This is a genomic window from Tenacibaculum sp., from assembly GCF_050290165.1.
In the GTDB taxonomy this organism is placed as follows: domain Bacteria; phylum Bacteroidota; class Bacteroidia; order Flavobacteriales; family Flavobacteriaceae; genus Polaribacter.
In genome coordinates, this window is the sequence record NZ_JBNKHD010000011.1 from 219148 (window position 1) to 239997 (window position 20850).

The following is a 20850-nucleotide window of genomic DNA, read 5'->3' on the forward strand; positions in this document are numbered from 1 at the left end:
ATTAGTTTTTAAAAGTTGTAAGATATTCCCATACCGTAATTAGAGGTGGTATAATAATAATTAGAAGTTTTTCTTAATTGTTTTTTCTGGTTATCAGATAAACCATACATAAAAGAATACTCAACAAATAGACTTAGGTTTTTGTAAAAGTTATAGCCTATTCTGGTTTCAGCTTGTAAACCATAATCTACTCTGTTAAAATGATTTTCATTTTTATCAAAGTCGTAAGACTCTGTCACTGTTTTCTTAGGGAAGCCATCAAAATCCAATTCTCCAAAAACTTCAACTGTACTTTCTCTTTTAAGTGAGTTCCACCAGCCTACATAGGTTCCAGCAAAAACCTCAAAGTTGAATTTGGTGCTTTTTAAAGCTTGATGTAGTGGTTGTATTCCTACCATTACTGGGATGTTAAAATATCTCGATTTATGAAGGGTTGAAACACCTTCACGTGTTCCTGTTCTTTGAAACCTATAGTTTTTATTAAGGTAGGTTAACCCTGTTTGTATACTAATATGTTTATATACTTTAAAGTTGACTCCAGTTTTAAAGTAATTTCCATTCTCATCTACATACTTAGTATCTACTCTATTACTAGCACTATATGTAATATTATTGTTATTCAATCCTCCAGAGAAGCTTACCCTAAACTTGTTTTGGGCAGAAAGGGAAGAGTTAATCAAAAAGGAAACAAAGAGGAGTAAGAATACTTTAGGGATAAAAGAATGCTTTCGCCCATGAGTTTTTTTATTTTTCATGCGTGTTAATGTTTAAATTAATAAATAATAAATGGTATCCGAATATGGATATAGCGTAATTTTTTTCTAGAATAAAATTGCGGTACTAAAACAGATGAATAGGTGAAAACCCTAATGTTTTATTTTGAATAATGTTAAAAAGAAATGAATTTTGTATTATTTTAATGTAAAAAGTATAAAAACAAAAGTTAGTTAGTGTTTTGGTTAATAGTATTATAGTTTGCTATGTGTTCTGACGAATAAATTTTAAAATAAATTTTATTTTTTTACAAAAAAAATGCTCTTCATGTATTTTATTACTAATAATATAGTTGAAAAGGACGAAAACTACATTCAAGATTTTTAAACTTAAATGTAGTTTTTTTATGAAATAACCATCTAAAAGATATGAGGTTTTCTAGCCTTATTAAGGAAGAGTTCTCATTAGTGAGTATAAATTAAATAGGCAATGTATAGCAATAAAAATTGGAGTGGTACTCTTATGATGGCTATTTTTTTTGAACCAATGGCTGGTTTTTCTCTAAAAACATCCCAAATATGAATTGGTAAAAAAATAAGCATTAACACAAACATGGCCAAGCCTGCTTGTTTTGCTGTTTGATTGATAAGTAAAGAAACACCTATGGTAAATTCCAAAAAACCAGCTATATAATTTACTGTTAGTTTTGGAAGAAAATTAGGAATAAACCGATTAAACATTTTAGGTTTCACAAAATGCATAACACCTGCAAAACCTAAAAAAAGACCGAATATTATTCGCAGCACTAGTATTAATGTGTTCATTAACTATGTTTGTTATAAAGTTGATAGTATAGTTTAGAAGTGTCTTTCTTTTTATTTTGCTCAATTTTCTTAGATAGATAATTGTTAAAAATATTGTACAAGAAAATTAAAATAAGCGCAATAATTAAATTGAAAATACTTTTTTTTAAAGTAATACGATTTTTTCTAAGTCCTTCTTTATACTTTCTTTTAGTTTTAAAATACTCTTTGTTTAACTTTTCATTCATCCTTATTGTTAAGGTTTTAAAGTTTCGTTATTATACAAGTATTTATCCATTAAATATACTATACTAGCCATAGAGGCACTTCCTAATTCTAGTTCACGTTTGTTTACTTTGTCAAAGGTGTCTGTAGCTGCGTGATGATAATCAAAATAGCGTTGTGAATCAGGTCTGTATCCTACTAAAGTAACGTGATCTTCTTTTAAAGGACCAATATCGGCACCGCTACCTCCACTTGTAATGTCATGTAATCCGTAAGGAGCTAATAATTTTTTCCACCCTTGTAATAAAGCCAAATTATTTTTATTGGCATCAATAGAAAAACCTCTAGGGGTATGTCCGCCTTCATCAGATTCTAATGCTCCAATATGAAGTTCTCCATTTTCTTTTGCTAAACGAGCATATTCTGTAGCACCACGTAAGCCATTTTCTTCATTCATGAAAAACACAATACGGATGGTGTTTTTTGGCTTGATGTTGTTCTTTTTTAATAAATAGGCTACCTCTAGTGACTGTACAATCCCTGTTCCGTCATCGTGTGCACCATCACCTAAATCCCACGAATCTAAATGTCCGCCAATCACCATAATTTTATCAGGATGTTCGCTTCCTTTAATTTCCCCAACTACGTTATACGAAGGTGCATCTGGAAGAGTTTGACAACTTTGCTTAAAGTAGAATTGTAAATTAGGATTTTCTTTTAAGTGTTTACTTAAATTTTCTGCTGCACGAGAACTTATTGCAGCTGCGGGTATATATTCTTCTTTAGGAATATCACCATACCCCATAGTGCCTGTATGTGGATAATCGTTAATTCCATTGGTCATAGAACGAACAATAACTCCTTTAGCTCCAAATTTACCAACAGTAGCTGCACCTGCAAAGCGTTGCGCTACACAACCACCATAGGCACGAAATGTACTAATCAATGTATTGTCAAAAGCGCCATTGAAGAATACAATTTTACCATTGGCTTTATCTCCTAGGTTTTTAGCTTCTTCAATATTTTTTACTTCGATAACTTCTGTAGTTATTCCATTAGAAGGTGTAGCTATAGAGGCTCCTAAAGCACAAATAGGAACATTAATTTTTTCTCCATTAAATTCATAGTTAGCGACTTCTTTTTCTCCGCGAACCCAATGAGGTACCATAACTGGTTGCAACCAAACAGAATCTAAACCAACTTCTTTCATCAGTTGTTCTCCCCAAATAACTGATTTCGCAGCACCTTCAGAACCTGATAAACGGCTACCAATGTTTTGAGTTAAATCACGCAACCATCCGTAGGATTTCCCTTCGGTAAGAGCCGAATTGAATAGTTGTTTAATTTGTGTTGAATCTTGTTTATAACTAGCTTCTGTGTAGTTGTTTGAAGCTGTTGTGATTTGTTTTTTTTCTGTTTTACAGGCAAAGAAAGCAATACTTGCCGCTAGCAAAAAGGTAGTTTTTTTCATTTAGGGTATTAATTTTTAATACCCTAAATGTAAGTTTTATATTTTAAATGCTAGAACAGCGTATCAAACTTCCAAGTTAAACCTCCCATTGCTTGGAATCCTTGTACATTAAAGTTATTAAATCGCTGATAGCTGTTATTCAAAACATTGTTTAAGTTTAAAAAGACAGAGAATGAATCATCAAAATGATATCCACCATTAAAATTCACATCAAAATAGCTTTCTAGGTCTGTAGCAGTAAAGGTATCAGCAGGCAAAGCATCATAAACTCTTCCTTTTCTGTTTCCAACAAAATAGAAATTTGCTCCAGCATACCATTTGTCAGTTTTGTAGGTTCCGAAAATTTCACCTTTTATTTTAGGGGTGTTCCAAGCTTCTGCTTCATTGGTTAACGTAAATTTATTGAATTGAGCATTGGCTCCAATAGTCAGATTCTTTATGCCGTCATAAGCAATTTCACCTAAAAAGGACATCAATTTAATGTCATCATACACTACTTTAAAAGAGTTCCCGTATTCATATCCATAAAAAGTAAATCCGTTAGTTCCTGCAATGTTATCACCATCTGATTTTGATTGATTTAGTACAAAAAATGGATTGTTCTCAATATCAGCATAGCTTACTTTAGCATTATAACTGAATTCGTGATCTAAATTACCTCTAATACCCCCAAAAACATCATATTTTTTATTAGTTTGACGCATGTCAAGAGTAGGAGATAAGTACGGATTATCATCTGTAAAAGTTTGATACATATTGGTCGTTAAATCACCTGAAGCCCCTACAAATACATTCGCAAAATCTTTAATAATTGGATATGAGATTTCTACATCAGGGTAGATGAAAAAGCTATTTTCACTACGTTCTGTATCCATAGAGAAGTAACTTTTTGCGCCTAATAAAATTGCTAAATCTTGTACATTAAATTTATAGGTTGGATGAACACCTAACGTAATAAAATTAAAATCAATAGGTGTAGTAGCATCGTATGCATAAGCATAAGATCCTCCTAAATAATTAAGAGTAGTGTTTACATACAAATCATTTAATTGACGGTGAAAATTGTCAAGCGGAAATTTGAATTGCGCATTACCATCTACTAAAAATTCAGCACTTTCAAAAGAGTCTGAGAAAAAAGCAATTTGCCCGTTAGCTTCTTCTAAATAAGAATCATCAGGTTTTACCTGACCAAATATTTTAAAGTGATTGTAGCTTTGAGCTTCTTCGATAGCACTTATAGTAGCTTTAGTAAATGTGATATTAGTAGGTAAACCATACCAGTTGTATTTGTCTTTTTCAGCATCTAAACCAGCCGTCCATTGAAAATAACGTTCTTGTTGTGTATAAGTTAAGTTTAAATCGATATTGTAAAAACTGCTACTTAATTTAGTGTCAGCAACTGGATCAGAAGACAGTAAAAACTTTAAATGCGCCCCTAATTCACTGTTGTAGCTTTGACTACGTCTAACATAAGCCTCCAAAAAAGGAGAAAGGACATTTCCAAGACCAATAGACACATAGTTGTCGTATAGCTTTTCTCTTTTTCCAAGATCTACTTTTTTCATAGTTCCACTTTTAGGAATAAAGGTAGAAGCTACTGGAACTGAAAATATTTGATATTCTAACGCTTTTTTCTGAGTTTCTTTGGTGTGTTCAATTACCGGTTTTTGCTTTATTTTAAAGGCATCCGTAATTTTTGGGACATATGAAGTTACTACGTTTACAACTTCTGTTTTTATTATAGTGTCTTTTGCTTTATTGGTAACATTCTTTTCTTGTGCATTTGCATATGCTATCACAAATAAAACAAGTAAACTTAGGTGCTTTTTCATCGATCTAATCATTTAACTTTCGTTTGTTGTTAACAAATTTTAGTTTTGGGTAGTTACTGATTCGTTTGTCTTTGCTTCTTTATTTTTGATGGTACGAAGTTCATTTTTAGCTTCTTCAATTACATCTTTATACTGTGTAAAGTTTTTGATGATATTCTCTAAGATGTAAGTAGCTTGGTAGGCATCTTTTAAAGCGTAATAATTCTTTGCCATAATTATATAGCTTTTCACCCCCCAGTACTTATATGATGAGTAATTAGCAATTAAGTCTTGAACAGCTTTGGTAGATGCTTCGTATTCTTTATTTTCATGCAAAAAGAATGCATTGTAGTATAAACACTCGGCTTTTAACTCTCCTGTTGCTTTTCTGCTAGCTTCGTTAAAATATTCTTCTGCAGTTAAAAAATCATTGTTTTTGAAAGAAGAACGAGCTAAAATGATTTTAGCATCTTCTGCAATATTGGTGTCTACTTTTCCTATGGCTAAGACCTTTTCAGCATAAGTAATAGCATTCGCGTAATCGTCTTTTTTATAGTATCCTTTCATCAAATTACTTTGAGCAAAAATGATGTTTTGTGGATAATTAGCATCCTTTTCTAATTGTTGAAGTACTAAAATACCATTATTCCAATCTTGTTTTTTAAGATAGATGTTCGCAAGTTTAGTCAACGATTCTTCAGTGAATTCACTTTTATTTTCTTTAGCTACATGAGTGTAATGAGGAACAGCATTATCAAATAACTTAGTATTGTTATACGCTTGAGCTAAATAAAAATGAGCTTTTAATACATTAATTCCATTAGGGAATGTTTGTAAATATTTATTAAAACCTTCAATAGCTTTGGCGTTGTTATTTTCTAAGAATTTGTTTTCAGCAGATTGGTAAGTAGCATTGTCTAACTCTGCATTGGTAACGTTAGCAAAACTCACATTTTTTACCCAAGCAGCATACTCATCAACTTTACCTAAATCAATATATACATTTTTAATGTTGGTAACTGCTTGTCTTGCCTCATTAGAGTTTGGATGTTTTGCAACAACTTCTTTATATTTTTCAATTGCTTTTCTATTGTTATTACTTCCATAGTATAATAATCCTTGACGTAAAAGAACGTTTGGAACGTAGTTACTTGTAGGGTAATTGGCTAATAAGCGCTCGTATGCTTTTTGTGCTTTTGAGTCCTTATTTAAGGTTGTATAAGTTGTTGCCAATTGGAATAAAGCATCATCTTTTAACTGAGATCCTTCGTATTCGTTAATCAGTGTTTCAAGGTCTTTAATTTTAACATCATTTTTCCCTAAGAAACCATTACTCATAGCTGTTTGATATTGTGCATAATCTGCACCCACACCACCTTCTTGAATTACTTTGTTATAAGCATTAATAGCATTTGTATAGCTTTTTGAAGCATAAAAAGAATCTCCTAAACGATTTGAAGCATCATCGTTTAAATCATTATCATCAAGATTTTGATCTAAGAATTGCTGAAAGTATTTTGCAGCATTTGGGTAGCTTTTTAGTTTGAAATTAGTATATCCAATTTGATAGTTTAACATCTTAGCTTCGTCAATCTCCTTATCGGTAACAGATAAGAAACGCTCTAAAGCATTTTGATAATTTCCTAATAAATATTCTGTTTCAGCTAACCAATAAGCTCCTTTGCTGCTTACTATTGCGTTTTCCGATTGTGAAGCATTAATAAAATAAGGTTTGGCTTCGCTTACCTTATTTTCATTAAATAACTGAATACCTCTGTACAATGAAACTTCATTAATGATACTTTTACTATCTGGTGTTTCAGAAGTATTTAAAAAGTCTAATGCACCCTGGTAGTCTTGTTGGTGTAAGTACGAGGTAACTAATAAATTACTAATTTCAGCAGTATTTGGCGAAGTTGGGTACTTTGCCAAAAAGCCTTTTAAAACATCAGGAACACTTTCGTAAGGATTTCCTTCTTCATAGCTCAATTTAGCGTAATTTAATGAAGCGCTTTCTGTAATTTTAGCGTCAAAATCCATTTCACTAGCGTTCTTAAAAGCATTTAAAGCCTCATGTTTTTTATCCAGTTCTAAATAACATTCTGCTAAGTGATAGTAAGCATTTTGAGCTACTTTGTTGTTTCCATCAATAATTTTGTTGAAATTGCTAATAGCAGTTTCATAGTCTTTTTGTTGATAGTAAGCATAGCCTAAATAATAATAGTCGGTGTTTGTCCAACGACCATTTTTACCTTTGTATTCTATTAAAAAGGGAATCGCTTTATCGTATTGTTTTAGATTGAAATAACTTTCCCCTACTATTTTAGAAATCTCAGAAATCTCTTTCGGATCTTTAGTAGTTTCTAATAATTTTTCTCCAATTTGAATTGATTTGTCAAACCTTCCAGCCTTAAAACTGATATCTAAGATATAATAATTCGCTTTTGCTTGATAAGTAGCATCGTTAGCTAATTGACTTAAATTATCTTCAGCCTCTCCAAAATTTTCTTGTTTATAGGCGATAAATCCGTAGTAATAACGAGCGTCGTTACCGTAAACGGGATTTCCTAATAAGGATTGAAAGCGTGGTTTAGCATCTTTTAAATAATTAGAAACTAAAAGAGCATATCCCATTTTATAGTTGAGCTCATCTTTTTCTTCTTGATTTAATAGCTTTTCGTTTACTTTTTGATACCACTTTAAAGAATGAGCCGCTTTTCTATTGGCAAAATAATAGTTTCCAACATTTAAAAATGCTTTTTCCTTTTTGTTGTTATAAGGATAGTTTTTTACAAACTGTAAAACTCTTTCATCAGCATCATCTTGTTGCAATTTTATGGCACACATTGCATCATAGTAATCGGCGTCAGCTTTTAAACTATGGTGCTTTTCTGATTTTTTTGAAACCTCTCTAAAAAGAACTTGAGAAGCAGCATATGCTTTATTATTATACAAGCGTGTAGCTTTGTGAAAATCGGTATTAATATCTGAATTGATAGCCGTTTGTTGTGCTACCATTGATGCGGTGATGGTTAAAAAAAAGAATAAACAATAGCTTTTTTTGAAACAATTAAATCTCATATTTTTTAGTTATCTAGAAACTATAACGTTAGTTTTTTATTTTTGTTGGAAGATTTTTTACCAAAAGTAAGAAATGTTACAGAATTACATTATAAAATTTTAGATTTGTAAAAAACATATACTACATGGAAAATCCGGTTTTACACCTTGAAAATGCAGACATTTATCAACAAGACAATTTAGTATTGTCAAAAGTAAATTTTACATTGAATAAGGGAGATTTCTATTATCTGATAGGAAAGACTGGAAGCGGAAAAAGTAGCTTGTTAAAAACCTTGTATGGAGATTTACGTTTGCAACGTGGTCTGGGGAGTATAGTTGACTTTGATTTAAAGCAAATGAAAGAGAAGGATATTCCATTCCTACGAAGAAAACTAGGGATTGTTTTTCAAGATTTTAAATTGTTGAACGATAGAAATGTTTTTGAAAATTTAGAATTTGTATTAAAAGCTACGGGTTGGAAAGATAAAAACGAGATGAAAGATAAAATTCATGAAGTTTTAGATAAAGTAGGGATGAAGGAAAAATACTACAAGCAAACCTTTGAACTTTCAGGAGGTGAACAACAACGTGTAGCTATTGCAAGAGCTTTATTAAATGATCCTGAATTAATATTAGCAGATGAGCCTACAGGGAATTTAGATCCTAAAACTTCACTTGAGGTAATGGAACTGTTGAATGAAATTCACCAAAGTGGAAAAACAATTTTGATGGCAACTCACGATTATCAATTAATTGTAAAGTTTAAGCAAAAAGTGATTAAATGTGAGGGTGGAGAACTGTTTGAAGTAGTACAACAAGCAGTATAGTATTATAAAAAAGAAACCCACTTCAAGGATGAAGTGGGAAAATTGCTATGAAAAACTATGAAAAGAAACACTACTAATGTTTCTCTACTATAAAGACGTATAATTCCACAGAATCTTACGCCATCATTATAACTTTAACATTTTTTTATAAAAAAATCCTGAACAAATAATTGCTCAGGACTTTTGAAATTATGTGCTCTTAACTTTTTAGAAAGTTAACGCAGCGTTGTTGTTTTTTACAGCTTCAGCTGAAGAAGTTAAGGCTTCTTTTTCTTCTTCGCTTAAGTTAATTTCAACGATTTTTTCAATTCCGTTTTTACCTAATACTACAGGTACACCAATACATAAACCAGATAATCCGTATTCACCTTCTACTAAAGCTGAACAAGGATAGATTTTCTTTTGGTCACAAGCAATTGCTTGTACTAATCCAGATACAGCAGCACCAGGAGCATACCAAGCAGAAGTACCTAATAAACCTGTTAAGGTAGCACCACCAACTTTAGTATCTTCTTTTACTTGTTCTAATCTTTCTTCTGATAAGAATTCAGATACAGGAACAGAGTTACGAGTAGCCAAACGAGTTAAAGGTACCATTCCTTTGTCAGAGTGACCTCCGATAACCATTCCGTCAACATCAGAAATAGGAGCTTCTAAAGCTTCAGCTAAACGATATTTGAAACGAGCAGAATCTAATGCACCACCCATACCAATAATTCTGTTTTTTGGTAATCCAGTTGCTTTGTGTACTAAATACGTCATAGTATCCATTGGGTTCGATACTACAATAATAATTGTGTTAGGAGATTGCTCTACTAAACTAGCTGCTACTGTTTTTACAATACCAGCGTTGATTCCTAATAACTCGTCACGAGACATTCCTGGTTTACGAGCAATACCAGAAGTAATTACACAAATATCAGATCCAGCAGTTTTGCTATAATCACCAGTAGTTCCTGTAATTTTAGTGTCGAAACCATTTAAAGAAGCAGTTTGCATTAAATCCATAGCTTTACCTTCTGCAAAACCTTCTTTAATGTCTACTAAAACAACTTCAGAAGCGAAATTTTTAATAGCAATGTACTCAGCACAACTTGCACCTACTGCACCTGCTCCTACAACCGTTACTTTCATTTTATATATGTTTTTTGTAATTAATATGTTTATAAGTGCGGAATCCGCACAAGATGCACAAAAATAGCGATTTGACTAAGGATAAAAAAGAAAAGCTTCCTGAAATTTCAGGAAGCTTTTCTTTTTTATCTTACTAGAAGTAATTAGAACTTATGAGCAGAAATTAGGTGATTTTTCTCATTGATAAATACCATGTCATCTACTGTGTCAATTACATAATTTGGTGTTTTGTCTAATAAGGTAATTTCAGTTTCAATTTTTCCTGATGCTTTATTTACCTTAATAATTTTATGAATGGAAGGAGCATCTTCTCTTTTTATTTTAGTAACAATAAATTGGCTGTTTTTAGTGATTTTTGAATTATAAAAACGCTTTGAAGTTACATTGAAAATTTCGTGCATATTTCCATCACCTGTTCCTATATATAAACCAGCTATTTGAGAAGTTTCAGAGGTTCCGTCAGTTTGGTCTTTTGAAGTTCTGTAGGCTCCATTGGATAAACTACTTAACATTTCAATATTGTCTAATGAACCTTGTATGTCAAAATCGACACCTGCAAATGCAAGACCAAGTTGTGCTACACCAGTTAACCCTTCAATTGAAGAGGCAGGTTTGTAATAACTAGAATATTTAATTGTTCCATCAGGTTTTAATAAAGATATATGTTGGTCGGTATATAGTAAATATCCTTCATCTTTTATATATTCAGCTACTAAAGGAGTTTTTCTTTTAACTTCTTCTAATCTAATGTCGTCAGCAAACTGATTAATTTCACCAGATTCTAAATCGAATTTATATCCTTTTTTATTTTCAAAAAGAATTACTTTGTTCTCATTTTCATCAAAAGTTACAGCTGGAATTGATTTGAATTTTACATCTCTTCTCCAAACGTCTTTCCCTTTTCCATAGTCTAAAATATTAGACCTTTCTGTTGAAATGTATAAAACACCTTTTTCTGTTGGAGTTATGTAGTAAGCGTATCCATTAACATTGGTATTCCATATTTTTTTACCTTCTGGAGAAACTAATGCAATAGAACCTTTTTTCTCATCTTTACCAATAGCGATAAATCCTTTTTCATGAGGGATAACTTCATCAAGGTATTCGATTTTGAAACTTTTTTTCCACTTAAATAAATTAGTTTCAGGGTTTATGATATTAAAACCTTCCGTTTCTACCAAAATTAAATCGCCATTATTATTCGTAGTAACATCTATTAATTCTCCTCTTAATTTTAATTTTCCAGGAGTGATGTCAGTACCATTATCAGGGTTAAGAACTAATAATTTACTAGATTTCTTTATTCCAACATATAAATTGTTGTTTTTCTCTGAATATACTAGAGCATTAACCTTCTTTTTGGTTTTGTGTTGCCATGTGATTTCTCCATTCGTAAAATTAATAGCAAAAATTTGATCCTTTATACCAACAATTAAATTGTTAGGAGAAGTAAAAAATGGACCATGATCTATGAATGAATTGCCTAGTAGTTTTTTGAAAATACTACTTACTTCACCTAAATCTGTTATCCAGTTTAATTGACTTTTGGCTAAATCAAAACTCATAAGTTTTTGTTTCTTGTCTTCAAGCAATTCAAAAAGAACAATACCTTTATCATGAAGTAATGTGTAATCTTTAATTCTGTATCCTTTGTCTTTGGTGTCAAAAACAATATTACCATTACTAGAGTTAAGTATAATTCCTCGTACTTTTCCTACTACAGGAGCGTATTCAACATAGAAAAAAGGTAGACCATCTATATTTAAAAATGTGCTTTTGTCTATAGCTTTTAATTCTTTGTTGTGCCACAGAATGTTTCCTGTTTTATTATCCATAGCAAGTAATCCTTTAGCACCAGAAGCAATAATGTTTCCATCACTGGCTTGTTTTATCCATCCTACTTGATAAAGTTCCTTATTTAGGTCTTTTTCCCATGTTTTACTTTGAGAAAAGCTTAATAAAGAGGTTAAAAGGAATAATAGTGAAATTTTTGTTTTCATAACATTTAAAATATGGGGTTGAAAATATGTTAAAATTAAATTGGTAGCGAATATAGGTAATAAAAAAATCCTATTGTAATTAATAGGATTTTTATATAATGCATTTTATAAAGTGAGCTTTATCTAAAACTAAAAGCAATACCAGCGTTAAAGGCATTGTATTCTTGAAGTGTATAGTCTGCAAATAATTTAAAGAAACCTACGCTTAAACGAGTACCTAATGTAGCTTTGAAGCCACTAGCATTAGATTTTATGTTTAAAGGATCTGTTAAAACACGTGGTTGAGCTAAACCATTATATCTTAAAGTATAAGTACCTAACATATTCATGCTTGAAGAACCTCCAGTATATCCAACACCTCCATATACATTAATTACAGGAAAATTTAAAGAAGCAATTGCCTGCACAGTATACGAGTTCAAATCAAAGTCAACTTTACCGTTTTCTATATCAATATTATCGCTAGAGTTATCATCTACAATAGTGTAATCGACTCCCATATTTGTATATGTGGCTAATAAGGAAACATGTAAAGGGGTTTTATCTAAAGGACCAAACCAATCAGTAATTTCTTTTTTTAATCCTATACCAAACAAGCCTCCTTTTACATCATCGCTACCTACTTTTGGAACAAATCGTAAAATAACATCCATTTTAAAAGGTAATCCCATGCTTGCTTGAATAGCTGGAGCAGGAACAGCATTTAAAGGAAGATCATCTTTAATACCTCCTGGCATTTCGAATCTTGCAGTAACAGGAGTGCCATTAATATCTGTATTAACATCAACTATCGCTTTATTTGAATCTTCCCCAGCAACGGTTGGGGTAGTCGCTTGTAAAGGAATAACATCACTTGATAAATTTAAATCTTTAAAAGCAAAAGTTTCATCTTTAGAAGAAATCATTGAACCATTAAAACCGATTGAGATGTCAAAACCAAACTTTTTGTGCACTTTGGCGGTATGGTACCAACCGTTATTCATACTGTAAATTAATCCCTTCATAGCAGGATTCATATAAGCGTTAACAAGTTTATTTGCATCATTTTTTGGGGCTAATAGAATTGCTTCAAAACCAGTATCTACCACTTGTGAAAATAGTGAAGAAGATATTAGAAAAAGAAAAGCTAATAATTTAATTTTTTTCATAATATGGGGTTATGTTTTAAGTTGCTAAAAGTATAAAATAAAAAAAAAGCTCAATAATTTTATTGAGCTTTTTTAGATATAGTCTATTTAATTATGCGTCGATATTTGCATATTTAGCATTCTTTTCGATGAACTCTCTACGAGGTGGAACTTCATCTCCCATTAACATAGAGAAGATTCTGTCAGCCTCTGTTAAGTTGTCAATAGTAACTTGTCGTAAGGTTCTAAACTCAGGGTTCATAGTAGTATCCCATAATTGTTCAGCATTCATCTCTCCAAGACCCTTATAACGTTGAATAGTTACTCCACCACCCATTTTTTGAGCAATTAAATCACGTTGATTGTCATCCCAAGCATACTCGCGTTTTTGCCCTTTCTTCACTAAGTATAAAGGAGGAGTAGCAATGTATACATATCCTTGTTCTACCATTTCACGCATGTAACGGAAGAAGAATGTTAAAATTAAGGTAGCAATGTGAGATCCATCAACATCGGCATCACACATAATAACCACTTTATGGTAACGTAATTTTGTTAAGTTTAATTCACGAGGATCTTCTTCGGTACCAATAGTAACCCCTAATGCAGTAAACATGTTTTTGATTTCTTCATTCTCAAAAACTTTATGTTGCATTGCTTTTTCTACGTTTAAGATTTTACCTCTTAAAGGAAGAATAGCTTGGAAGTTACGGTCACGACCTTGTTTTGCAGTACCACCTGCAGAATCTCCCTCAACTAAGAATATTTCACAAACAGCTGGATCAGTTTCAGAACAGTCTGATAATTTACCAGGTAATCCTCCAATGCTCATTACAGTTTTACGTTGCACCATTTCACGAGCTTTACGAGCTGCGTGACGCGCTTGAGCTGCTAAAATTACTTTTTGAACGATGGTTTTAGCATCATTTGGGTTTTCTTCTAAGTAATCCGTTAACATTTCAGATACCGCTTGCGATACTGCAGAAGTAACTTCACGGTTACCTAATTTGGTTTTGGTTTGTCCTTCGAACTGAGGTTCTGCAACCTTTACCGATACAATCGCTGTTAATCCTTCGCGGAAGTCATCCCCAGAAATCTCAAATTTTACATTTTTAAGTAACCCAGAATCATCTGCATACTTTTTTAAAGTATTTGTTAATCCACGACGGAAACCGGATAAGTGTGTACCTCCTTCGTGTGTGTTAATGTTGTTTACGTATGAATGTAAGTTTTCAGCATACGAATCGTTGTAAACCATTGCTACTTCAACAGGAATTCCATTTTTCTCCCCTTCCATAGCAATCACATCTTGAATGATTTGCGTTCTTGTGCCATCTAAAAACTTTACAAATTCTGATAAACCTTCCGTAGAGTGGAATATTTGTGAAATGTCATTCCCTTCATCATCTTGTTCACGTTTATCAGTAAGCGTAATGGTGATACCTTTGTTTAAGTATGCTAATTCGCGCATACGAGTAGCTAAGGTATCATAATTGTATACGATGGTTTGTTGAAAGATTGACCTGTCTGGTAAAAATGTAACCTCAGTACCTGTAATATCAGATTCACCAATAGTTTTTACTGGATATAAAGTTTTACCACGTTCGTACTCTTGTTGCCAAACTTTTCCTTCTCTGTATACAGTAGCTTTTAAATGATCTGAAAGTGCATTCACACAAGAAACTCCAACACCGTGTAAACCTCCGGATACTTTATAAGAATCTTTGTCAAATTTACCACCAGCACCAATTTTAGTCATTACTACTTCAAGAGCAGAAACTCCTTCTTTTTTATGTAAACCAACAGGTATACCACGACCATTATCAATAACTGTGACAGAGTTATCTTCGTTAATAGTAACTGAAATAGTATCACAGTGCCCAGCTAAAGCTTCATCAATAGAGTTGTCTACTACTTCGTATACCAAGTGGTGTAAACCACGTACACCAACATCACCAATATACATGGATGGACGCATACGTACGTGTTCCATTCCTTCCAGTGCTTGGATACTGTCGGCTGAATAATTATGTTTTTTTTCTTCGCTCATTATTAAGTGAATTAAGTTTAAGTCTTTTCGTGAAAAAATCGCCCGAAAGCGACTTCTTTTGTCTTACAAATTTACGGTTTTTTAACCTTAAAATAAAGTTTTTAAGCTGTTTGGTTTAAAAATTATCAACATTTATTTAAAAGAAAAAAGTGTCTTAAAACGCTTGAAAATGCCTTTGTGTGAGGTTTTAGTGTTTTTTTATTAGGTAATTAAAAGCTATAAGTTGAAAAATGGCTTAAAAGTGAATTTTTAGAGCAATTCATTGTGGTATATAAGGAGATAAAAGGTAAGATATTTAGTATGTAAGGCGTAATTGTTGTTTTAGTAATTGGTTAGGAGAAATTCCGAATTGTTTTTTAAAGCAGTTTGAGAAGTAAGAACTACTACTAAATCCCATATCTATTGAGGTTTGATTAATGTTAGCTTTGTTTTGTGTTAATGAATTCAATGACCTTAAAAGTCTAAATTCTTTTAATACTTGATTAATAGATTTTCCAGTAATTATTTTACATTTTCTGTATAATTTGGTTTTACACATCATCATTAATTTACAAATAGCAGAGATATTAAATTTAGGATTGTGATAATTGTTAGAAAGAATATTAATAAGGGAAAATAAAAATGCTTCTTCTTCAGGGTATAACCATTTAATTTTTTTATCAGATTTGTTGTTTATAAAGTGATTTTTATATAAGTTTTGGATGTTTGATGAAAAAACTAGCTGTTCTTTAGTGTTTAAGATGTTTAATGAATCCAAAAGGGTCGTTATTTTATTAGTTGTTATTTTATCTTCATCGTTTTCATAATATGAATAGAGAAGGGTTTTTAGAGAAAAAACATCTTTTTTTTGGTTTAATTTATTTTGAATTGAAATACAGCACTCTAATGCTTTATTGCCAGAAGAGAATATGGCAAAAATACCTTTGTCTTTAATATTATGATGGATACCATCATATGAATGAATAAGATTTTGAATGATTGCCTTTTTATATAAGTAGGTTTCAAAAGCATCTATTTTGCTAAGTTTATTATGCCATAATTTTTTATTAAGCGTTTTAGGGGTTAAGATTATTAAATATTTTTTTGAGTCATTTATTGAATTTAATTGTAAGTTTCTGATTTGTTGTTTACTATTTAAAAAGGCATATGCTAAGTTACTGTTAACTTGAGATATTCTATAAGGAGTAATATTGGGAGAATTACGGTACAACTGTTTGATAAATTCCTTATCCACAGCTTTTATCAGAAAGAATACACTATTCTTTTTATAATCTACCCAACAGTTAAAACACTTCTCATGATATATTCTTTGTAGTTTAGTGTAAAAAGATACAACAAAATCTACTGTTATTTTATTATTGGTTATATGTTGAATTAAATATACCGACATGTATAAAATTAATAAATAAAAGAGTAATAAATCGTTAACTAGGTGTTAAAGGGGAAAAACTCTAATTTTATACAGAAAAACGATATTGTTACAGACTGGAATAAAAAAGTATTTTACTCAATAGTAAAATACTTTTTTATTGGGAGAGTATTCTTTTTAAAGATTTGTATTTTATTGAATGTTACCGTCGTAATCTAATTTTAAGTTTTTTCGTTGCCCATCTTTTCTAACTTGAACTTTAAATACTTTTTTTGAATTACTATTGTTTCTGTAAGTAACTAGATAAACATCTTTGTATATGCTCCATCCAGGATATTTATTTAAAATAGCAGTTCTTACAGTTTTAGGGAGTAGTACATTTTTGTAGTGTTCAATAGAACTTAAAATTTTACCTTCTGAATCATAAGTAGCAGTAATTAAACCGGTAGTTCCTCCGTCTTTTTTTGTTTCAAATATAACTTCGTAAGCTTCAAATTCTCTGTCAAAAATAGGGTCTTCTGTGATATCATATCTAGCAGCCTCATTTTCTAGATTTTTAACTAATTCTGGAGTGTCTTCGTGTTGAACTTCTTTAAGGTAACTTAAGTTTAATGGTTTAATAGTAACGGGTTCTAAAATAATGTTAGTAGCAGTGCCATTGTTTTGCGAATGGACTAGGTTGGTTAAGCCTAGAAGAAATAAACCAAGTACAAATTTTTTCATAATACTAAGATTTTATGGTTGTTAAAAAGCAAGGAGTATAATGTTAAATGGTATTCAGCTTTTGGAAGAACAAAATTAGATATGAGATTGATAAAGAATTATCAAAATTGTTCATATTAATATTAAAAATGATTCAAAGGACAAGGTTTAACATAACCTTAAGTATTTTGTAAAAAGATTAAAACTTAACCCAACAAGCTAAGAATACAGCTTATATGTTTTAGTTAGTTAAAGTGTTATTAAATAATTAGATTAATGAAGTATTATTTTTCAGAGGAACAAGTATTATATAATGTTAATAAAATATATTTTTTTTGTTAAAATGTTATTTTGTTTAAGTTTTTTGTTTAGTTTTTGCTTTTTTGTTGATTTATGTATATTTTTTTGTATGTTTAAGTAAAAATTAAATAACATTAAAATTAAGAAAAATGAAAACCCCCCGATTTCTTTTGAAAACCTTATTGGTTTCATTATTTGTAGTAAGTTGTAATAGTTCTGATGAGCTAAATACTCAATTAGAACCTTCTGAACAAGCTGAATTAAACTTGGTAAATAAGGAAGAGGTAGCTCTTAAGTTTATCGACTTAATGCAAAACAAAGATTTTGAAAAAGTTACGTTGGAGTTGCTTAAAAATCAAAAGCCTAGTGTAGTGATGTCAGACATTTTAGAGAAAACGTCTGAGTTTGTCCAAAATCAAGAATCATATAAAAGCTTGGTTAAAGAAACAAGCACATTAGAAAAAAGAGCAAACCAAGAAGAGGCTCCAGACAAGATAGAAATTGTTGAAGTTTGGATGAATAACCCAAAAGGGAATATTGATTTCTCTAATGTTTTATTCTCTTTTGCTCCTAAAGGAGATGAAAGTACTTGGTCAAAAATTAAAGCTTTTACTATTGATAAAAAAGAGGTGTTTTTAGATGTAAACGAAGCACCCAACCAACCAGTAATTGTAATTGAAACAGATGGCTTTGAAACATTAAAAAGAGAGGTAGCATACATGAATAAATATCTTAGAGAAGAAGGAGTTCAAAATGCTAGATTTAATGATTTGAATATGCAAACTGTCTCTTCAAAAAGTGCAGGTCTAGAAACAACAAAATTAGATAAGATTAGGTTGAATGATGATGAAGAGCCTTGGATAAGTGGGGCGGCTGAAGTTTATGCAATTACATCAGGTATAAAAGATGGAGATAATAATCCGGAAATTAAGGTGATACCTATGTATTATTTAGATTATGATGGTACAGATTATTATCCAAATCAGATTATGTTGTTTTGGGATGATTACCAATATCAGGCAGCTAATATTCAATTATTTGAAAAAGATGATAATGTGAATTATAAGGATTTAGTTTCTGCAATTATAAATGGTGTATTTCAGATTATAGGAACTGTATCAACTCAGCCTTGGGTAAGTGTTCTAGGACAAGTTGCAGGGGCTATAATTCAAGCAATGCCAGATAGCTGGTATACCAATAATGATGATTATGTAGATTCTTTTTATACTATTGAAAAGAATAAAAGCTATACAAATTATTATGGAGCAAGAGGAAATGCAAAAGTGAACTTATCACCTTATTTTATAGCTTCAAATTAAAAATGAGAAGAGTAAATATAAAAACCTCGCTATTTAGCGAGGTTTTTTTTCACAACTAAAATTTGAAAGACTAAGAATTTTTCTTAGTAAGCGTCTTCGTGTACAGCTTTGATGGCTCTACCTGAAGGTTCGTTTTGGTTTTGAAAACTTTCATCCCAAGCCAATGCGGTAGGGGTACTACAAGCAATTGAAGGTACTGAAGGAACTGTTAATGCAGCCGCTTCACTAGGAAAATGCTCTTCAAATATGGTACGATAGTAATATTCTTCTTTAGCTCTTGGTGTTTGGGTAGGGAAACGATGTGCGGCGTTTTCCAACATTTCATCAGTAACAGCAATTTCTACTACTTCTTTCAAAGTGTCAATCCAGTTATACCCAACTCCGTCAGAGAATTGTTCTTTTTGTCTCCAGGCTACTTCTTTTGGTAAATAGCTTTCAAAAGCCTTACGCAACACCCATTTTTCCATACGTTCACCATTAATCATTTTATCTTCTGGGTTAATACGCATAGCAACATCCATAAATTCTTTATCTAAAAATGGAACACGTCCTTCAATTCCCCAAGCCATTAGGCTTTTGTTAGCACGTAAACAATCGTATTGATATAGTTTATCTAATTTTCGTACTGTTTCTTTGTGGAATTCTTCAGCGTTTGGCGCTTTGTGGAAGTATAAATACCCTCCAAAAAGTTCGTCAGCACCTTCACCAGATAAGACCATTTTTATTCCCATCGATTTTATAACACGTGCCATTAAATACATAGGAGTGGAAGCACGAACAGTAGTGATGTCATAAGTTTCTAGGTTATAAATCACATCTTTTATAGCATCCAATCCTTCTTGAATGGTAAAAGTGATTTCATGGTGAATAGTACCTATATGTTCTGATACTTTTTTTGCAGCTGCTAAATCAGGAGAGCCTTCTAGACCAATAGAGAATGAATGTAATTGAGGATACCATGCAGCATCTTTATCGTCAGATTCGACACGCTTAGCTGCATATTTTTTAGCAATAGCTGAGGTAATAGAAGAATCCAAGCCACCAGATAATAAAACTCCGTAAGGTACATCACTCATTAATTGACGGTGAACAGCGGCTTCTAAAGCATCACGTACTTCATCAATTGAAGTTAGGTTGTCTCTAACGGCTTCATATTCCATCCAGTCGCGAGAATACCATTGTTGCAATCCATCTTCACGAGTGTAATAATGCCCAGGAGGAAATACTTCAATTTTGTTGCAAACTCCTTCCAAAGCTTTTAATTCAGAAGCAACATAGAAAGTACCGTTTTTATCCCATCCCATATATAAGGGGATGATTCCCATATGATCACGAGCTACCAAATATTCATCAGTAATGGAATCATATACCGCGAAACCAAAAATTCCGTTTAAATCATCTAAAAACTCAACACCTTTTTCTTTGTATAAAGCTAAGATAACTTCGCAGTCAGATTTTGTTAAAAACTCGTGTTGCTCTTTAAGTTGTTTTCTAATTTCCTTGTGGTTGTATATCTCTCCATTGGCAGCTAACACAAATCGACGATCATGGCTAAATAAAGGTTGTTGTCCTGAAGCAGGGTCAACAATAGCTAATCGTTCATGCGCCATTATAGCTTTTTCATCACTATAAATACCACTCCAATCTGGACCTCTATGACGAACTTTCTTAGCCATCTCTAAAATTTGAGGTCTCAGTTTCTCAGATTTTTCTTTCAAATCGAAAGCACATACAATTCCACACATAATTTTACATTTTGTATCCTTAATTTATTTCAGGATGTAATTATTGATTCGTTTTATTTACAATGCAAATAACTAGATGTTGTTTGTTTTTGTAAATTAAAACTGTTTAAATGGTTTTAAATTATAGCTTTTTTAATTATTTTTTATTTAAAATGTAAATTGTTTTTGCAGAAAAGTATGTTAAAGCTTA

General features: G+C 31.6%; 14 protein-coding genes. 2 read left to right on the forward strand and 12 right to left on the reverse strand.

Features of this window, described 5'->3' with window-relative positions:
• Nucleotides 1–8 precede the first annotated feature (8 nt).
• From ACQY6M_RS08845 to ACQY6M_RS08865, 5 genes are all read right to left on the reverse strand, one after another.
• The gene (locus ACQY6M_RS08845; RefSeq protein ID WP_428740786.1) at nt 9–755 is read right to left on the reverse strand and encodes an outer membrane beta-barrel protein; all 747 of its coding nucleotides are present in this window, start codon (nt 753–755) and stop codon (nt 9–11) included.
• 423 nt (nt 756–1178) lie between these two features.
• The gene (locus ACQY6M_RS08850) at nt 1179–1538 is read right to left on the reverse strand and encodes a DoxX family protein (protein WP_428740787.1); all 360 of its coding nucleotides are present in this window, start codon (nt 1536–1538) and stop codon (nt 1179–1181) included.
• 235 nt (nt 1539–1773) lie between these two features.
• Nucleotides 1774–3213: a M20/M25/M40 family metallo-hydrolase gene (locus ACQY6M_RS08855; RefSeq protein WP_428740788.1), complete on the reverse strand. Its 1440-nt coding sequence runs from the start codon at nt 3211–3213 to the stop codon at nt 1774–1776.
• 50 nt (nt 3214–3263) lie between these two features.
• Nucleotides 3264–5045 carry a hypothetical protein gene (locus ACQY6M_RS08860; protein ID WP_428740789.1) on the reverse strand — a complete coding sequence of 594 codons (1782 nt, stop codon included), beginning with the start codon at nt 5043–5045 and terminating at the stop codon, nt 3264–3266.
• A 39-nt stretch (nt 5046–5084) separates the two neighbouring features.
• Nucleotides 5085–8042, reverse strand: coding sequence for a tetratricopeptide repeat protein (locus tag ACQY6M_RS08865; RefSeq protein WP_428740790.1), 2958 nt, complete (start codon nt 8040–8042; stop codon nt 5085–5087).
• Between the two features lie 188 nt (nt 8043–8230).
• On the opposite strand from ACQY6M_RS08865, the gene ACQY6M_RS08870 reads away from it, so the two are divergent.
• On the forward strand, nt 8231–8914 hold the full coding sequence (locus ACQY6M_RS08870; RefSeq protein ID WP_428740791.1) for a cell division ATP-binding protein FtsE: 684 nt from the start codon (nt 8231–8233) through the stop codon (nt 8912–8914).
• Nucleotides 8915–9121: 207 nt separating this feature from the next.
• Here ACQY6M_RS08870 and mdh read toward each other — a convergent pair whose 3' ends face one another.
• From mdh to ACQY6M_RS08900, 6 genes are all read right to left on the reverse strand, one after another.
• Nucleotides 9122–10048, reverse strand: a complete 927-nt coding sequence (mdh, locus tag ACQY6M_RS08875) for a malate dehydrogenase (RefSeq protein ID WP_428740792.1) — start codon at nt 10046–10048, stop codon at nt 9122–9124.
• Between the two features lie 143 nt (nt 10049–10191).
• Nucleotides 10192–12048, reverse strand: a complete 1857-nt coding sequence (locus ACQY6M_RS08880; RefSeq protein ID WP_428740793.1) for a hypothetical protein — start codon at nt 12046–12048, stop codon at nt 10192–10194.
• Nucleotides 12049–12167: 119 nt separating this feature from the next.
• Entirely contained in the window at nt 12168–13196 is a 1029-nt protein-coding gene (locus tag ACQY6M_RS08885; protein WP_428740794.1) for a DUF6588 family protein, read from the reverse strand.
• Nucleotides 13197–13287: 91 nt separating this feature from the next.
• Nucleotides 13288–15225, reverse strand: a complete 1938-nt coding sequence (gyrB, locus tag ACQY6M_RS08890; RefSeq protein WP_428740795.1) for a DNA topoisomerase (ATP-hydrolyzing) subunit B — start codon at nt 15223–15225, stop codon at nt 13288–13290.
• Nucleotides 15226–15520: 295 nt separating this feature from the next.
• Nucleotides 15521–16615: a helix-turn-helix domain-containing protein gene (locus ACQY6M_RS08895; RefSeq protein WP_428740796.1), complete on the reverse strand. Its 1095-nt coding sequence runs from the start codon at nt 16613–16615 to the stop codon at nt 15521–15523.
• A 171-nt stretch (nt 16616–16786) separates the two neighbouring features.
• A complete protein-coding gene (locus ACQY6M_RS08900) occupies nt 16787–17317 on the reverse strand; it encodes a hypothetical protein (RefSeq protein WP_428740797.1) in 531 nt (176 codons plus the stop codon).
• Between the two features lie 428 nt (nt 17318–17745).
• On the opposite strand from ACQY6M_RS08900, the gene ACQY6M_RS08905 reads away from it, so the two are divergent.
• Nucleotides 17746–18915 carry a DUF3103 family protein gene (locus tag ACQY6M_RS08905; protein WP_428740798.1) on the forward strand — a complete coding sequence of 390 codons (1170 nt, stop codon included), beginning with the start codon at nt 17746–17748 and terminating at the stop codon, nt 18913–18915.
• Between the two features lie 83 nt (nt 18916–18998).
• Here the strand turns inward: ACQY6M_RS08905 and asnB are convergent, their stop codons facing one another.
• Nucleotides 18999–20660 carry an asparagine synthase B gene (asnB, locus tag ACQY6M_RS08910; protein WP_428740799.1) on the reverse strand — a complete coding sequence of 554 codons (1662 nt, stop codon included), beginning with the start codon at nt 20658–20660 and terminating at the stop codon, nt 18999–19001.
• Nucleotides 20661–20850: the final 190 nt, after the last annotated feature.

What these genes read in the sequence shown, in the direction of transcription:
- ACQY6M_RS08845 (WP_428740786.1), bottom strand. Translation starts at nt 755, where the DNA reads ATGAAAAATAAAAAAACTCATGGGCGAAAGCATTCTTTTATCCCTAAA.
- ACQY6M_RS08850 (WP_428740787.1), bottom strand. Translation starts at nt 1,538, where the DNA reads ATGAACACATTAATACTAGTGCTGCGAATAATATTCGGTCTTTTTTTA.
- ACQY6M_RS08855 (WP_428740788.1), bottom strand. Translation starts at nt 3,213, where the DNA reads ATGAAAAAAACTACCTTTTTGCTAGCGGCAAGTATTGCTTTCTTTGCC.
- ACQY6M_RS08860 (WP_428740789.1), bottom strand. Translation starts at nt 5,045, where the DNA reads ATGAAAAAGCACCTAAGTTTACTTGTTTTATTTGTGATAGCATATGCA.
- ACQY6M_RS08865 (WP_428740790.1), bottom strand. Translation starts at nt 8,042, where the DNA reads ATGGTAGCACAACAAACGGCTATCAATTCAGATATTAATACCGATTTT.
- ACQY6M_RS08870 (WP_428740791.1), top strand. Translation starts at nt 8,231, where the DNA reads ATGGAAAATCCGGTTTTACACCTTGAAAATGCAGACATTTATCAACAA.
- mdh (WP_428740792.1), bottom strand. Translation starts at nt 10,048, where the DNA reads ATGAAAGTAACGGTTGTAGGAGCAGGTGCAGTAGGTGCAAGTTGTGCT.
- ACQY6M_RS08880 (WP_428740793.1), bottom strand. Translation starts at nt 12,048, where the DNA reads ATGAAAACAAAAATTTCACTATTATTCCTTTTAACCTCTTTATTAAGC.
- ACQY6M_RS08885 (WP_428740794.1), bottom strand. Translation starts at nt 13,196, where the DNA reads ATGAAAAAAATTAAATTATTAGCTTTTCTTTTTCTAATATCTTCTTCA.
- gyrB (WP_428740795.1), bottom strand. Translation starts at nt 15,225, where the DNA reads ATGAGCGAAGAAAAAAAACATAATTATTCAGCCGACAGTATCCAAGCA.
- ACQY6M_RS08895 (WP_428740796.1), bottom strand. Translation starts at nt 16,615, where the DNA reads ATGTCGGTATATTTAATTCAACATATAACCAATAATAAAATAACAGTA.
- ACQY6M_RS08900 (WP_428740797.1), bottom strand. Translation starts at nt 17,317, where the DNA reads ATGAAAAAATTTGTACTTGGTTTATTTCTTCTAGGCTTAACCAACCTA.
- ACQY6M_RS08905 (WP_428740798.1), top strand. Translation starts at nt 17,746, where the DNA reads ATGAAAACCCCCCGATTTCTTTTGAAAACCTTATTGGTTTCATTATTT.
- asnB (WP_428740799.1), bottom strand. Translation starts at nt 20,660, where the DNA reads ATGTGTGGAATTGTATGTGCTTTCGATTTGAAAGAAAAATCTGAGAAA.